General features: G+C 62.5%; 14 protein-coding genes. 8 read left to right on the top strand and 6 right to left on the bottom strand.

Annotated elements, in window-relative coordinates:
- Nucleotides 1-21 precede the first annotated feature (21 nt).
- The 3 genes from BH682_RS29145 to BH682_RS29135 form a co-directional block, all read right to left on the bottom strand.
- Complete coding sequence (locus BH682_RS29145; RefSeq protein WP_007735244.1) at nt 22-390, bottom strand: ArsR/SmtB family transcription factor; 369 nt, start codon at nt 388-390, stop codon at nt 22-24.
- A 115-nt stretch (nt 391-505) separates the two neighbouring features.
- A complete protein-coding gene (gene oxdA, locus BH682_RS29140) occupies nt 506-1,567 on the bottom strand; it encodes an aliphatic aldoxime dehydratase (protein WP_007735242.1) in 1,062 nt (353 codons plus the stop codon).
- 204 nt (nt 1,568-1,771) lie between these two features.
- The gene (locus BH682_RS29135; RefSeq protein ID WP_047270147.1) at nt 1,772-2,752 is read right to left on the bottom strand and encodes a helix-turn-helix domain-containing protein; all 981 of its coding nucleotides are present in this window, start codon (nt 2,750-2,752) and stop codon (nt 1,772-1,774) included.
- A gap of 176 nt (nt 2,753-2,928) precedes the next feature.
- On the opposite strand from BH682_RS29135, the gene BH682_RS29130 reads away from it, so the two are divergent.
- The 3 genes from BH682_RS29130 to BH682_RS29120 are packed head-to-tail and all read left to right on the top strand — an operon-like array spanning nt 2,929 to nt 6,808.
- Nucleotides 2,929-3,564 carry a TetR/AcrR family transcriptional regulator C-terminal domain-containing protein gene (locus BH682_RS29130; protein ID WP_030537647.1) on the top strand — a complete coding sequence of 212 codons (636 nt, stop codon included), beginning with the start codon at nt 2,929-2,931 and terminating at the stop codon, nt 3,562-3,564.
- Between the two features lie 36 nt (nt 3,565-3,600).
- Nucleotides 3,601-5,106, top strand: a complete 1,506-nt coding sequence (locus BH682_RS29125) for a class I adenylate-forming enzyme family protein (RefSeq protein ID WP_075835023.1) — start codon at nt 3,601-3,603, stop codon at nt 5,104-5,106.
- A 10-nt stretch (nt 5,107-5,116) separates the two neighbouring features.
- Nucleotides 5,117-6,808 (top strand): acyl-CoA dehydrogenase family protein, encoded by a 1,692-nt coding sequence (locus tag BH682_RS29120; protein WP_075835021.1) that lies wholly within the window; start codon nt 5,117-5,119, stop codon nt 6,806-6,808.
- Here BH682_RS29120 and BH682_RS29115 read toward each other — a convergent pair.
- On the bottom strand, nt 6,805-7,683 hold the full coding sequence (locus tag BH682_RS29115) for a LysR family transcriptional regulator (RefSeq protein ID WP_064075487.1): 879 nt from the start codon (nt 7,681-7,683) through the stop codon (nt 6,805-6,807). The two genes, BH682_RS29120 and BH682_RS29115, sit on opposite strands and share 4 nt — an antisense overlap.
- Before the next feature lie 146 nt (nt 7,684-7,829).
- On the opposite strand from BH682_RS29115, the gene BH682_RS29110 reads away from it, so the two are divergent.
- Genes BH682_RS29110 through BH682_RS29100 form a run of 3 tightly spaced genes read left to right on the top strand, consistent with a single transcriptional unit; the run spans nt 7,830 to nt 12,141 of the window.
- Nucleotides 7,830-9,200 (top strand): MFS transporter, encoded by a 1,371-nt coding sequence (locus BH682_RS29110; protein ID WP_075835019.1) that lies wholly within the window; start codon nt 7,830-7,832, stop codon nt 9,198-9,200.
- Complete coding sequence (locus tag BH682_RS29105) at nt 9,200-10,915, top strand: acyl-CoA dehydrogenase family protein (RefSeq protein ID WP_075835017.1); 1,716 nt, start codon at nt 9,200-9,202, stop codon at nt 10,913-10,915. The genes BH682_RS29110 and BH682_RS29105 overlap by 1 nt, the downstream gene beginning before the upstream one ends.
- Complete coding sequence (locus BH682_RS29100) at nt 10,912-12,141, top strand: CaiB/BaiF CoA transferase family protein (RefSeq protein ID WP_075835015.1); 1,230 nt, start codon at nt 10,912-10,914, stop codon at nt 12,139-12,141. Before BH682_RS29105 ends, BH682_RS29100 begins: the two co-directional genes overlap by 4 nt.
- Here the strand turns inward: BH682_RS29100 and BH682_RS29095 are convergent.
- On the bottom strand, nt 12,063-12,857 hold the full coding sequence (locus tag BH682_RS29095; protein ID WP_030537640.1) for an LLM class F420-dependent oxidoreductase: 795 nt from the start codon (nt 12,855-12,857) through the stop codon (nt 12,063-12,065). The genes BH682_RS29100 and BH682_RS29095 overlap by 79 nt on opposite strands.
- Before the next feature lie 286 nt (nt 12,858-13,143).
- Here BH682_RS29095 and BH682_RS29090 point away from each other — a divergent pair, with 286 nt between their 5' ends.
- Nucleotides 13,144-13,752, top strand: a complete 609-nt coding sequence (locus BH682_RS29090; protein WP_007735229.1) for a ClpP family protease — start codon at nt 13,144-13,146, stop codon at nt 13,750-13,752.
- Between the two features lie 4 nt (nt 13,753-13,756).
- Nucleotides 13,757-14,344 carry an ATP-dependent Clp protease proteolytic subunit gene (locus BH682_RS29085; RefSeq protein ID WP_075835013.1) on the top strand — a complete coding sequence of 196 codons (588 nt, stop codon included), beginning with the start codon at nt 13,757-13,759 and terminating at the stop codon, nt 14,342-14,344.
- Here the strand turns inward: BH682_RS29085 and BH682_RS29080 are convergent, their stop codons facing one another.
- Nucleotides 14,345-14,713: a helix-turn-helix domain-containing protein gene (locus BH682_RS29080; protein ID WP_030537639.1), complete on the bottom strand. Its 369-nt coding sequence runs from the start codon at nt 14,711-14,713 to the stop codon at nt 14,345-14,347.
- Nucleotides 14,714-14,737: the final 24 nt, after the last annotated feature.

Below are 14,737 nucleotides of genomic sequence, written 5' to 3'. Positions count from 1 at the left end.
GTGCTGGGGCTCAACAAGGCCTCACGCTCGGCGACGCACCGATGCGACGTCTGAATCCTCAGTCGCAGTGGCCGGCAACTCGGAGGCGTTCGAACCTGCTTCCAGCGCTCGCCCGAGGACGTCGCGCAGGAACTGGAGTGCATCGTTGGCGGGCCCCGATGGATCTATCGAGAACAGGCGATGACGTCCTTGACGCCGTTCGACGATCACGCCGGACAACCGCAGCGCCTTGAGATGTGTGGATACCGTGGTGCGACCGACCGTCGAAATTTGATCGCTGATGAAGCCCGCGTTGCACTCGCCGTGGGTAGCCAGCGTGTCGAGAATCTGTCGACGCACTTGGTCGGCCAGCACAGCAAACGCCAACTCTTCGTTTCGTTGAGTAGTCACTGTCTGCTGTCCGCGCTTCCTCGATGGTCTCTACTGAGATATGTCGACACCCGTCAACATATCTCGAGTTGCCTCCGAGGGAAAGAATGTGGCCGAAGATTGCCGGCGACTTCGGTCAGTGCTCGGCGGTGATCACCGCGTCGCGCAGCATTCCGGTCCCGGGATGGCAATTGATGTACTCGTAGAGCTGATCGGCGGCATCGAATACCGAGACCTCATGGTAGAGACGCAATTTCGACAGGCCCTCGGCCACCCGGAAGAACGTCGTGAAGATCCGTAGATGGGTCGGGTGGGATTCCGACCACCGTTCGAGTTGGTCGAGGGAGGCCCAGTGGCCGATGTTGTAGCTCAAGTCGAGGAAGTTTCCGTCGATGTCGATATTGCGTACGAATCGGTTGCTGTAGCACCCGACGGCCGGGCCGTTGTCGCGGAGGAAGTCCATGCCCGATTGAAGAGTGGGCAGGATTTCGTCCAGGTAGAGGCTGCGCTCGTCTGCTTCCGCGTCGGCCCAGTCCTGCCCGGACCTGATCAGTGCGATGTTGTCGTGTCCCCGCACTACTACGCGTCCACCTACGGCGGGGTCACCGGCGACGACCCGCAGTTCGCCCGAGGCCTGCATCCAGTCGGTTTGGGAGATCGGAAACCGCTCGCGCATCGAACCCCAGTAGCCGTGCTCGTTGATTTCGCCGCTGACACCGTCCATGACAGCTCCCACCCCGGGGAGGTCGTCTTGGAACGCGTAGAGCGTTTCGAATTGTTCGGCTCTCGGTGCCACGATCTCGCGGAAGAACCCCAATCCGTCCGACAGGCGGTCTTCGGACTCCCACCAGGAGGACACTGGAGGTGATGTGCTCCAACGATGTTGGGAAGAAACATCTTTCCAGTAACCGACCACGATCAGGTTCTCGTAGCCCTGGTTGTCGATGTGATGGGTGAGATCGTGGTGTGCCGGTCCGTCCGGCAAGTCGAAGCCGGCGACGATATCCCGCATCGCCCGCAGTGCTGCCGGGCGCTGATCCTCGCCGCGGAACTGCACGCCGAGATAGCCCATCACGACCTGGTGCAATGTGTCGTCTGCGCGCCCGACCCACATGGGAAACGGTGGCGTATAGGTATCCGGGACCCGCCTGGTCAGAGTGCGCGGGCATTGAAGGTGTTCGCCGATTGCAGATTCCATGAGTGCTCCCTGTGATGTAGGTGGTCGAATCGGGTGCCTGGCACTTGGCAACGCCGTGCCGAAAATCTACGCCCGCTCAGCCGAGCAAACTTGGCCGTCAGCGCCCGATGCTTGGCCTACCGTGCCAAGAATTGTGGATACGCTTCGGCGACAGAAAATTTTGAACACCATGTTCAATGGGTAAGTGTCCGAAGATGTTACAGATCAGCGGGTAGTACTTGTGGGGGCCGCTGCTTGCGACCGGTACCGCCGCGGGCTGATCCCGAATTCCGCCTTGAAGGCTCGACTGAAGGCGGCCAGGTCGGTGAATCCCCAGCGGTGAGAAATCTGGGTCAGCGACCGCTCTACTCCGTGTCGTTGCACGATCTCACGACGGCAACCGTCGAGTCGACGGCTGCGAATCGACCGTGACACCGTCGTGCCGTGTTCGGCGAAGGCTCGGTGCAACTGCCGAATGGAGACTTTGACCGATCCCGCGATGTCCACCGGAGACAGGGCCGGGTCTGCGATGCGGGCGTCTATGACCGACAGGGCGGATTCGTAGAGGCTGGTTCGCCGCGAGGTGATCGGTCGCGCAGTTGTGTGAAGAACGGACTTGACCAGGTTGCCGATCTCGTTGACGACTTCCTCTTCGTCTCCGCTTGCGTCGGACGTCATGCGGACGGAGGCAAGATCGTGAAGAAAGCGACCAAGCAGGCCACTCAGGCCCGCGTGTCCGTCGAAGGCGATGGCGGTCAGGCTCGTGACCTCCGCGTCGCTGAGCGACAGGTACGACCGTGGCCAGGTGAACACCTCGAGTCCCCAGATGCCGTCGTGTGCGTGTCCCTCGATCTGCCAATCGAAGGGGCGCGTGGTGTCGTACAGGACGTAGTCGCCACGTCGCAGGACGCATTCGCGGTCGTCTTGGCGCACTACCGCGCTACCGCGGCGGATCATCCCGATCTGCAGATAGTCCGCGCCGTCGCTTTTGATGAGGCTGTTGCTACGGACTATTCGTTGTTCCATCGATTGAACTGCGGATACCCGAACGTGTGCGAGTTGGGCCGAGTGGACGGCCCCGCTGAATCGATCGCCGTCTCCGATATCGGATACGTCGAGCGCGACAAAATGCTCGCGCAACAAATCTGCCCAGTCGCCCGTGAGAGTCGTGCGTGTGGGCAGGGAGAAGCCGGATCGCGCGAGCATTGCAGGGCGCCTCCTCGCAGAAAAGCCGAAGTTCTCGGGTGCTCGATGTTCAGAGAGTAATCCCGCACATCAGACATGTCGATAGAAGTCGACATGTCATCGCGTCGGGAAGAAATTGTTTGCCATACAAACAACGCCGAGTTATTGTTTGTCGTACAAACAAGTAGGAGTTCGTGATGGCCACCGAGGCAGTTCCCGCAGCGCGCGCGACGCGTGAGTCGGGCAAGCAGACGCGCATGGCGCTGTTCAACGCCGCAACCGAGCTGTTCCTCGAGCACGGCGACAGCGTCTCCATCGCGCAGATCTGCACGGCCGCCGGCGCCCATCCCAACCAGGTGACCTACTACTACGGCTCCAAAGAAAAGCTCTTCGTCGAGGTGGCGTGCGCGGCCGTTCTGCGCGCAGGCAAGCGTGCCGAGGTCGATGCCGCCGACGCCGACACGGTCGGCGATTACACCGAGAAGCTGGTCGGATCCCTCCTGGGCTCGGGCGCTCCCAGCGTCGAACTCTTCGTGGAAGCGATGATGATGACGGGTCGTCGTGGTGAACTCCGCGACCTGATCTCCGAAACGCTTCGCACTCTGCACTCCTCGGGCGAAACCGCCCTCCTCCGTACCTTGATCCGCACCGGCTGGCAGCTGCGCGCGGGCATCGACGTCGAGTCCAAGGCCTTCTGGTCTGCGATCTTCGGCCTCGTCATCCAGAAGACTGCCACCGGCGAGAGCTTCGGCTACTCCCTCGAGGAGGCGGTTGCCGTCATCTTCGCCACCCTCCAGATACCCGACGCCGTACTCAACAGCTCGATGGAATGAACTCTCTTCGAGCGTGATTCTCCGACAAGGACTTCGATGAATATCGTTCGCGTATTCGACAGCAACGTCACCAAGACCCCGGACAAACCCTTCCTGATATTCGACGGTCACGATCACACGTACTCCCAGGTTCAGGACGGAAGTCGACGCGCCGCAGGCTATTTGCAGTCGCTGGGCGTGGAGCCGGGCGACCGCGTCGCGCTGATGTGTTACAACACTCCGGGATTCGTGTACGCGATGCTCGGTGCCTGGCGCTTGGGCGCCGTCGTGGTCCCCATCAACCACAAGATGCAGACTCCGGAAGTTGCCTACGTGCTGGGACACGCGAAGGTGTCGGTGTGCGTCTTCGACGGTGAGTTGGCGCAGGTTGTCGGTCGACTGGAGACAACGGCCAAGCTGATCAGCACGGACTCTGTCGCAGACGGTTTCGACTTCTTCGACGACGCCATCACCCGCCAGGAGGGCGTCGACGGTATCGACATCGACGAGAACGATCCGGCTGAAATCCTCTACACCTCGGGGACTACCGGCTCGCCCAAGGGCTGCGTCCACAGCCACCGCAACGTCGTCGGTGTTGCCGTCACCGCGGCCCTCGCCGTGTCGACGACTCGGGACGAGCGACTGCTCATGGCCGTGCCGATCTGGCATGCTTCCCCGCTCAACAACTGGTTCATGTCCACGCTCTACATGGGCGGAACCGTCGTGCTGCTGCGCGAGTACCATCCCGTCAAATTCCTGGAAACAGTTCAGGAACAACGCATTACCCTCTGCTTCGGCCCGCCGGTCATCTACACCACTGCACTCAACCTCGTGCCGAACTTTGCCGACTACAACCTGGGAAGCGTTCGTGCGTGGTTGTACGGCGGGGGACCGATCGGCGCGGATGTCGCTCGGCGACTGGTGGAGTCGTACGGCACCACCGAATTCCGGCAGGTCTACGGCATGACCGAGACCGGGCCGGTGGGCACCGTGCTGTACCCCGAAGAGCAGTTGAGCAAGGCGGGCTCGATCGGCCGCGTCGCGCTGGCCGGCGTCGACCTGCGCCTGGTTGCCGATGACGGCACCGACGCGGAGCCCGATCAGATCGGTGAGATCTGGCTGCGCGCCGACACCGTCATGCAGGGGTACCTCGACGACCCCGCTGCCACGAAGGCTGCTTTTGCCGACGGCGGTTGGTATCGCACCGGCGATCTGGCGCGCAAGGATGCGGACGGTTACCTCTTCATCGTCGACCGCGCGAAGGACATGATCATCACGGGCGGCGAGAACGTCTACTCCAAGGAGGTCGAGGACGTGATCTCCGGCCACCCGGACGTCGTCGACGTCGCCGTTGTCGGAAAACCCAACGAAGAATGGGGCGAGACCGTCGTCGCGCACGTCGTCTGGCGTGAACCGGATGTCATCAGCGCCGATGACATCAAGGACTACCTCTCGGACAAGTTGGCGCGCTACAAGATTCCGCGTGAAGTGGTGTTCGCGACGATTCTTCCGCGTACACCGACCGGCAAGATCCAGAAGCACCTCATCCGCGCAGCGAGCTGAAAGGCCTGTCATGACTGATATTTCCGAGAAGACCGTCACCCACCCGGCTCCGCATCGCACCCATGCAGTGCTCAACCAGTCGGTACCGCGCACGGACGTCAACGAGTTCCTGCTCGATACGGTCCTGGCCGAAGGCGTCGCGCGTCACGACGCCGATTGGGCCACAAGCGAACTCACCGATATTGGTGAACTGGTTGGCAGTGCTGGATTCCAGCACGACGCCGAGCTGGCCAACACGGTGATCCCCGAATTGAAGACCTTCGATCGCTGGGGAAACCGCATCGACGAGGTCGAATACCATCCGTCGTATCACCGGATCATCTCTGCTGCCGTTGCGCACGGTGCTCACACCTCTGCCTGGGCTGACCCGAAGCCGGGTGCCAACGTGGCTCGGGCCGCGGCATTCATGCTGTTCTCCCAGGTCGAACCGGGCCACGCGTGCCCGATCTCCATGACGCACGCCGTGATCCCCTCGCTCGAGCTGCAACCGGACGTGGCCGCTCTCTGGACGCCGCGAGCCCTTTCTCGGAGTTACACCCCCGAGTTGGATGCTCCCGGAAAGGCATCCGCGATATTCGGAATGTCGATGACGGAAAAGCAGGGCGGCTCCGACGTGCGAGCCAACACGACCATCGCCAAGCCGGCCGGACGTGGCGGTCCGGGTGCGGACTACCTGCTCACCGGACACAAGTGGTTCTGCTCCGCGCCGATGTCCGACGCGTTCCTGGTTCTTGCTCAGGCCGAAGGTGCTGCCGGTGAGGGACTTTCCTGCTTCCTTCTCCCCCGCATCCTGCCCGACGGCACACGCAACGTCTTCCGTATCCAGCGTCTGAAGAACAAGCTGGGCAACAAGTCCAACGCGTCGTCCGAGATCGAACTCGACGGCACCGTCGGCACCATGATCGGCGAACCGGGTCGTGGCGTGCGGACCATCATCGAAATGGTGTCCCAGACGCGACTCGACTGCATCCTCGGCAGCACGGCAGGTATGCGTCAGTCGGTCGCCGAAGCGGTGTGGCATGCACGGCACCGCAGCGCTTTCGGTGCCGTCCTGGCAGATCAGCCGGCGATGACCTCGGTGCTTGCCGATCTGGCTCTCGAATCCGAAGCCGCCACCATCACCGCACTGCGATTGGCTCGCGCGCAGGACGAGGACGCGAACGAGCAGGAAAAGGCGTTCCGCCGACTCGCGACGGCTGTTGCGAAGTACTGGATCTGCAAGCGCGGCCCGCACCACTCCTACGAAGCCCTCGAGTGCCTGGGCGGCAACGGTTACACCGAGGACTTCCCGCTTGCCCGTCGCTACCGTGAGCAGCCCGTCATGGCCGTGTGGGAGGGGTCGGGCAACGTCATCGCGCTCGACGTCCTGCGCGCGATGACCCGTGAACCCGACTCCGTTGCCGCCTTCGACCACGAGATCAACCTCGCCCGCGGCAACAACCCGGTCCTCGATCAGCACCTCGATCGGGTACGACGCCAACTCGGTGAGCTCGCCACGATGGCACCTGCCGACGCTCAACTCCGCGCTCGGACCGTCGTCGAGGCTATGGCGTTGGCACTGCAGGCTTCGCTCATGGTGCGCCACTCCCCGGCCGCCTCGTCCGATGCGTTCATTGCCGCTCGCCTCGGCGCCGACCGTGGTCACGAGTACGGAACTCTGCCTGTGGGAACAGATTTCGCCGGAGTTCTCGCGAGAGCCTAAGGCTGCTCCCTCAGTACCCTGGTGACGGTGTGTACTGCCGGCGTCGGATTGTTGGGTCGCCATGCCATCGCGATTTTCAGCGTGGGCGTGGCCCCGGCGATCGGCAGGTACACGACCCCGTCCATGGACAGATGCGCCGTCGACTCCACGACGACGGCGATCCCGACCCCCGCTCCGACCATGGCCAACAGGCTGTACGGATCGGGGGCTTCGTGTGCGATGGTGGGCGTGAAACCTGCTGTGGCGCAAACGGACAACGTTGCATCGCGCACCACCGAGCCGTGCTCGGCGGGATACATCACGAATCGCTCGGTTGCCAGGTCTTCCGGTGACACCGAGTCATGCGTACCGAGGTGATGCCTGGCCGGAACCGCGACCATCAAGGTTTCCTCCCGCACAGTGTGAGTCTCGAATCCGCGCGGAATGGGCAGGCCGACTATGCCCATGTCCAGTGCTCCGCGTCGGAGAGCGTCGAGCACCTCACCCGAGTACATCTGCGGCCGTAGTTCCAGTTCGATTCCCGGATGGGAGTCGGCCAAGGACCGTGTGAGGGCCGACAGGACGGTGTAGCCGCCTGTTCCGCCGAAACCCACTGTGACACGGCCCGTCTCGCCAGTCGACGCGGCCGATGCGATTTCTCGTACCACGGCGATCTGCGCTTCGATGATCCGTGCGGGCGTGACCAAGGCTTCGCCGGCGGCTGTCAGTTGCACTGATCTGGTGGTCCGGACGAACAGGTCGGTACCCAGTTCACGCTCGAGCCCCCGAATGGTCTGGCTGAGCGGGGACTGCCCGATGTGGAGTCGCTCGGCGGCCCGGCCGAAATGAAGTTCGTCGGCGACTGCGAGAAACGCGCGCAGTTGACGCAGTTCCACGTCGCTCCTCCCGGGTTTCATTATGTGGTTCTCCCACATAAATAAGTCGAACTAAGTCTTGGACTCTACATGGATTTCGGACGATAGTGATTCACGCCTCACATTGCATCCCTTGGTGATGCCCGACGCGAGAATCAGGGAGAACCGTGGATCAACACCCAGGTCAAGACACCAATCCGCCTGAATACAACACCAAACAGGCACGCAAGGCCGGAATCACGGCGTTTGTCGGAACGACCATCGAATGGTTCGACTTCTACATCTACGGAACCGCATCCGCCTTGGTGCTCGGCCCGCTGTTCTTCCCGGATGCGTCGCCGGCGGTGGGGACACTCGCAGCCTTCGCGACTTTTGCCGTGGGATTCGTGGCTCGTCCGGTCGGCGGAGTGGTGTTCGGTCATTTCGGAGACAAGTTCGGTCGCAAGAACGCCGTGATCATCACCCTCGCGCTCATGGGGTTGGGAACCGTCGGTGTCGGCCTCCTCCCTACGTACTCCCAGATCGGGATCTGGGCACCGATACTGCTTGTGGCACTGCGTGTTCTCCAGGGCATTGCCATGGGCGGCGAATGGGGTGGCGCCGTATTGATCGCCACCGAGTTCGCTCCCCCGAAGAAAAAGGTGCTCTACGGTGCGTTTGCGCAGCAGGGTTCACCGGTCGGCAACCTGCTCGCGACGCTGGCCTTCCTCGGCCTGACGTTGATGTCGGATTCCGTGTTCGAGTCGTGGGGTTGGCGTCTGCCGTTCCTCGGATCCGCAGCTTTGGTGATCGTCGCTCTCTACATCCGGTTGCACATCTCCGAGACACCCGAGATGAAGAAGGCTGTTGCGGCACAGGAGCGTACACGGATGCCGCTGGTCGAAGTGTTGCGGTCGCATCCCGTCGAACTTGCTCTCGGCGTCGGCGCTGTGGTTGCCGGTGTTGCCATCACGTACGTCAAGACAACCTTTGCGCTCTCCTGGGCGACAACGGATCTCGGCTTCGAGCGTAGTGACTTCCTCCTCGTGATCACCGTGGCACTGGTAGCCCAGGCGCTCGTACAGCCTTTCGGTGCTGTGCTGGCCACGCGGATCGATCCGTCGAAAGCGGTCCGTTGGATGCTGCTTCCGGAGATCGTGCTCCTACCACTGATGTTCGTGCTGGTTCAGACGGGCTCCGTGCCCTTGGCGATTCTGGGGATGGTCCTCGCGACGGCGCCTCACGCAATGTATTACGCCGCGTTGGCCGGCATTCTGGCACAGGTTTTCCCCACCAATGTTCGGTATACCGGCATCTCTCTGTCGTACCAATTGTCGACCGCCGTATTTGCCGGAACGGCCCCGATGGTCAGCCAGTATCTGCTGACGCGAACCAACTCGATCTGGCCGGTCGTAGCTCTAGGGCTCGTGTATGTCGTTCTCTCCCTTGTCTGTATGACTTCTTTGTTGCGCAGGAGTGCGCTGCACGGGCAAGTGCTGGAGTCGACGAGCTCCTCGAACATGACTGATGCTTCCACCCTGAAAGGCGTTGACCACTGATGAACTTTGCACACACCGACCCCGCTCTGACAGCGGTAGTGGACAGATGGACCGCCGGGGCGGACCGAGAGACGTTGAACGGATTGCTCGACCGACTGGGCCGAGATGCCGCCGGCCGTTTGTCCGAGCTTGCCGACATCGCGGACAAGAACCCGCCGGTGCTGCAGCAATTCGACAAGGCCGGTGACCGCGTCGACCGGATTTCCTATCACCCGGCCTACCTGGAACTGTGCCGGGCGGCGTACAACGAGTACGGCCTGTCCGCCATGTCGCACCGAAAAGGGTTGCACGGATGGGACTCCGTGCATCCGCCACTCGCGAAGTACCTCGCGTCGTACATCTTCGTGCAGGCAGAGTTCGGGCTGGCCTGTCCGGTGTCGATGACAGATGCTGCTGCGCGGACCCTGCGTATGTTCGGTGATCCGGCCGTGTTCGCGCCCTGGATCGACGCGTTGACGTCGACGGACCCCGAGCAGGCGAAGACGGGTGCGATGTTCATGACCGAGATTCAGGCAGGCACCGACATCGCCTGCACCGAAACACGCGCCGAGCGCGACGGTGACGGATGGGTTCTGACGGGCAAGAAGTGGTTCGCCTCCAACCCGGATGCCGATGTGATCATCACCCTCGCGAGATTCCCGGGCGGACAGGATGGTTCGACGCGTGGAGTCGGAATGTTCATGGTGCCCAAGACCTTGGGATCCGGCGAGCGCAACAACCTCACGATCGATCGTCTCAAGGACAAGCTGGGTACGCGTTCCATGCCGAGCGGCGAGGTGACGCTGAACCGCGCGCACGCACTCCAGGTCGGTGAACTCGATCGAGGGTTCCGCCAGATGGCGGAGATGGTCAACACGTCTCGCCTGTCCAATGCGATGCGTTCGAGCGCTCTCATGCGCCGAGCAGTCCGTGAAGCCGTCGAACATTCGAAGAGTCGAGTCGTGTTCGGTAAGAGGCTCTTCGAGCAGCCGCTGATGCGGGCGACACTTCTTCCCCTTGCACTCGATGCCGAGGCTTCGCTGGCCCTGGTCGCGTACAGCGCACAGTGTCTTCAGGCAGCAGACGGCGGCGACGAACAGGCGCGCGCACTGATCAGGGTACTGACACCGATCGCCAAACACTTTGTCTGCAAACGCGCGCGGGTGGTCACCGGCGAGGCCATGGAGGTGCGCGGAGGAAACGGCTACATCGAGGAATGGGCCAACGCGCGACTAGTGCGGGATGCCCATTTGGGCTCGATCTGGGAGGGCTCGAGCAATGTCATTGCGCTGGACGTACTTCGGTGCCTACGCAAGTTCAACTCGCACCGCACGGTCGCGGGAGCTATGACGGACATCTTATCCACCGTCGGACCGGATTGCGAAGCCGGGTCCGGAGTTCTGTTGCGGCGCTGGGAGGAACTGGTCGATGAAGGAGATCGTCTGATCTCCGGATCTGACGATGCCGCGCAGGCTGCGAGTGCAAGGTACTCCGACGAGTTGGCTCGTACCGTCATGGCGACCCTGCTCTTCGACCTTGCGGACCACGGCATCCGACACGGTAATGGGTACCGGTCACTGCTGGTGGCGAATTCCTACCTGGCCGGTCTTGTGGGGAAGGTGCCGTCGGCTGCACTCGGCAATCTCGACGTGATCACCGACGGCGGTGACGTCGAGCTGGATGATGCACGTGACGTCGTAGCCGAGTTCCTCTCCGTAGCAGGGGTTCACCAGTGAATTCTCCAACAGGCCCCACACCCTTGGCTGGTGTCCGCGTGCTCGATCTGTCGAAGATCCTTGCCGGGCCGTACGCAACCATGTCGCTTGCCGATCTCGGAGCCGACGTCACCAAGATCGAACACCCTGAAGGCGGCGACCCCACGCGTTCGTGGGGGCCTCCCTTCGTCGGCGTAGATGCCGCCTACTACCTCGCGATCAACCGCGGCAAGAAGTCGGTCACGATCGACCTCAAGTCCACCGAAGGACAGGAGATCATCCACCGCATGCTCGAAGAGACCGATGTGGTCGTGGAGAACTTCAAGCCGGGCAGCGGATTACAGAAGATCTTCGACTACCAGGCACTGTCCGAGCGATACCCGCATCTGATCACCCTGCACATCTCTGCCTTCGGTGAAGAAGGACCGCTGCGCGACGAACCGGGATACGACATGATCGCGCAGGCCGCGGGTGGGCTCATGTCGCTCACCGGTGAGCCCGGCGGCGCTCCGATGAAATCCGGATTTGCGTTGGGAGACTTGGGCGCAGCACTTTTCGGACTGGTCGGTGTCCTGGCCGCATTGGTCGAGCGAGGCCGGACCGGACGCGGACAGTACGTGACCACGTCGCTGTACGAGTGCCAACTCGCGATGCACGTCAACTGGGCGACCAGTTACTTCGCCACCGGTGAGCGCCCGACTGCGTTGGGCTCCGGTCATCCGAATCTTGCTCCGTATCAAGCATTTCCTGCCAGCGACGGGTACTTCGTCATCGCTGTCGGCAACGACGCGATGTGGGCGTCGCTGGCCGAGGCCATCGGAAGGAGTGAACTGGTCACCGATTCGCGTTTTGCCCACAACCGCGACAGAGTGGAGAACCGCGAGAGTCTGGAACGAGAACTCACCAGCGCCTTCGCATCGGAGACCGTCGAACACTGGTGCGCTCTTCTCGCCCAACGCGCCGTACCGGTCTCACCGATCCGCCATCTCGACGAGATCTACTCCGATCCCCACACTGCCGCGCTCGGCATGGTCGGAACCGTCGACCATCCGACGCTCGGACCGTTGAAGCAAGTGGCCTTCCCGGTCAACTTCTCCGGCCAGAGGCCACGTCTGACGTCGGCGCCGCCCGTTCTCGGCGCCGACAACGACGAAGTCCTTGGTACCGCTCAGGCCAGCCCGCTCAACGCAGGCGGTGTGTTGTCGTCGCGCCAACCGATGGCCTCGGCAAGCGTCGTGAGGTCGTAGTCCGGTCCGCTGACGCCGACGGTGAAGAGCGAGACACCGTCGGCGACCAGGTCGGCTGCATTTTCGAGCCCAGGCCACGGAACCGAGTGCTCTACTTCCAGCGGGTTCCGGCCCACGTCGGCGCAGTGGTCGGAGAGGATGTCTGACTTGCGCAGGTGTGTCTCACGGTCGCCGAAGCTGTGCCAGACGTCGGCGTACTCGGCGACCAGGCGCAGGGTCTTCTTCTCGCCACCACCCCCGATGAGGACCGGGATGTTGCGCGTCGGCGGCGGGTTGCCCTTCGCCAGGCGGCCCGTGATGCGGGGGAGATATTCGCCCAGCAGTTTCAGCCGTGAACCGGGAGTGCCGAAGTCGTATCCGAACTGGTCGTAGTCCTTCTCGAACCAGCCGGCACCGATGCCGAGGATCAGGCGTCCGCCGCTGATGTGGTCGACGGTTCGCGCCATGTCGGCGAGTAGATCCGGATTGCGGTAGCCACCACCGGTGACCAGGGCGCCGATCTCGACGCGTTCGGTCTGCTCGGCCCAGGCGCCGAGCATGGTCCAGCACTCGAAGTGTGCGCCGTCGGGATCGCCGGTCAACGGGTAGAAGTGGTCCCAGTTGAAGACGATGTCCACCCCGGCGTCCTCGGACCGCAAGACGGCGTCGCGTATCAACCCGTAATCGGGTGCGTGCTGGGGTTGGAGTTGAACACCGATGCGTACCGGACGAGTCATGCCACGCTCCTGACGAGAGGAATGGTTGTCTTCTCCCATCATGGCCGGGTGTGCGCGGTACCGCTACCGCCGCCGTCGGTGACGGGTTTGCCCGATCTTGTGCCCACCCCTTTTCGAGCGAACGGTACTTTCGGCGCCTTAGATCGACTGAACGTGCCGTTCGCTCAGAAAGGGGGGGCAGGCAAAAAAGGCGGCAGTCAAACAGGGGGGCGGGTAAAAACAGGGGTGGTCTGCCCACAGCAGACAGGCGGGGCCGCGGCACTGCCGCGCCGGTAGGAATGGATTCATGACTACTGAAGCGCCCACCGATACCGGCTACCGTGACCTGTTGACAGACAGGCTCTTCCGACAGCGAACCATTCTGCTCACCGGCGAGGTCAACGACGCCATGGCCGAACGTGTGTGTTCGGAACTGGTGCTCCTCGCCACCACCGACCCCAAGCGCGACGTCGTGCTTTACATCAATTCACCTGGCGGATCGGTGTTTGCCGGTCTGGCCATCTACGACACCATGAAGCTCATCCCCAATGACGTCGTGACGGTCGCGATGGGCTTCGCGGCCAGCATGGGCCAGGTGCTCCTCTGCTCCGGGACCCACGGCAAGCGAATCAGCCTGGCGCACAGCCGCATCATGATGCACCAACCTTCGGCGGGTATCGGTGGCACTGCGGTGGACATTGCGATCCAGGCCGAGAGCCTCGAGCTGATGAAGCGTCAATCGCAGGAAATCCTCGCCGCCGAAACGGGCCGGACCGTCGAAGAGATCGAGACCGACAGCGATCGGGATCGCTGGTTCACCGCCGAGCAGGCGCGCGAGTACGGAATCGTCGACCGCGTCGTGACGTCCTTCGCCGAGATAGCACCGCAAGCCACCTTCCCCAAGATCGGATTGTGACGTCATGTCCCAGTACACGATTCCCAGTGTCATCGAGCGAACACCAACGGGTGAGCGATCTTTCGACATCTTCAGCAGGCTGCTCAACGAGCGCATCGTCTTTCTCGGCACAGAGATCGACGACGGCGTCGCCAACGTCGTGATGGCTCAGATGCTGCATCTGCAAGCCGACAACCCGGATCGCGAAATCGGTTTGTACATCAACTCTCCCGGCGGTTCCACCACGGCGATGCTCGCGATCTACGACACCATGCAGTTCTTGAAACCGACGATTTCCACGTACTGCATGGGTCAAGCGGCTTCGGCTGCTGCAGTGCTTCTGGCCGCCGGCACTCCAGGCCATCGGCATGTTCTTGCCCATTCGCGGGTGCTGCTGCACCAACCGTCGACGCAAGGTAGCGGCACCATCTCGGACCTCGCGCTTCAAGCAGCCGAGATCCTGAGAATCCGGGAGCAGACCGAGGCGATTCTGAGTAAGCACACCGGTCAGAGCGTCGAGCGGCTCCGTAAGGACACCGATCGCGACAGGATCTTCACCGCCAACGACGCTATCTCCTACGGACTGGCTGACACCCTCATCGAAGGGAACTGACTAGGCCGCCATCAGGACGGGACCCGAGATCGGTGCGGGAGAGTGCCCGAAGGTGAGGGAGTTGAGCGCAACGATCCGGTTGCCCGCTCGGAACAGCAGGTGCTCGAGCGGCATCCCGAGCGCTTCGCAGATTGCGCGCAGAATTTCCGACGACGGTTCCTTCTTGCCCCGTTCGATCTCGGAGAGGTATTGCTTCGACATCCCGACCTTTGCGGCTACATCGTCGAGAGTTCGGTCCTGATCGCGTCGAACCTCCCGCAGCACTCGTCCGTAGGCTTCACGAATCAGTGGGGTTTTGCGCACGGCAACAGTCGGATCGGGGAGTTCCGACTCACCCTTGACCAGGACCAGTCTGCGCGGCGCATCCATAGGCCGAGTATTCCAGCCGACCGG

Origin of the sequence: Rhodococcus sp. YL-1 (genome assembly GCF_001942025.1) — a bacterium.
Taxonomy (GTDB): domain Bacteria; phylum Actinomycetota; class Actinomycetes; order Mycobacteriales; family Mycobacteriaceae; genus Rhodococcus_F; species Rhodococcus_F qingshengii.
This window is presented reverse-complemented; position numbering and strand designations above follow the sequence as displayed.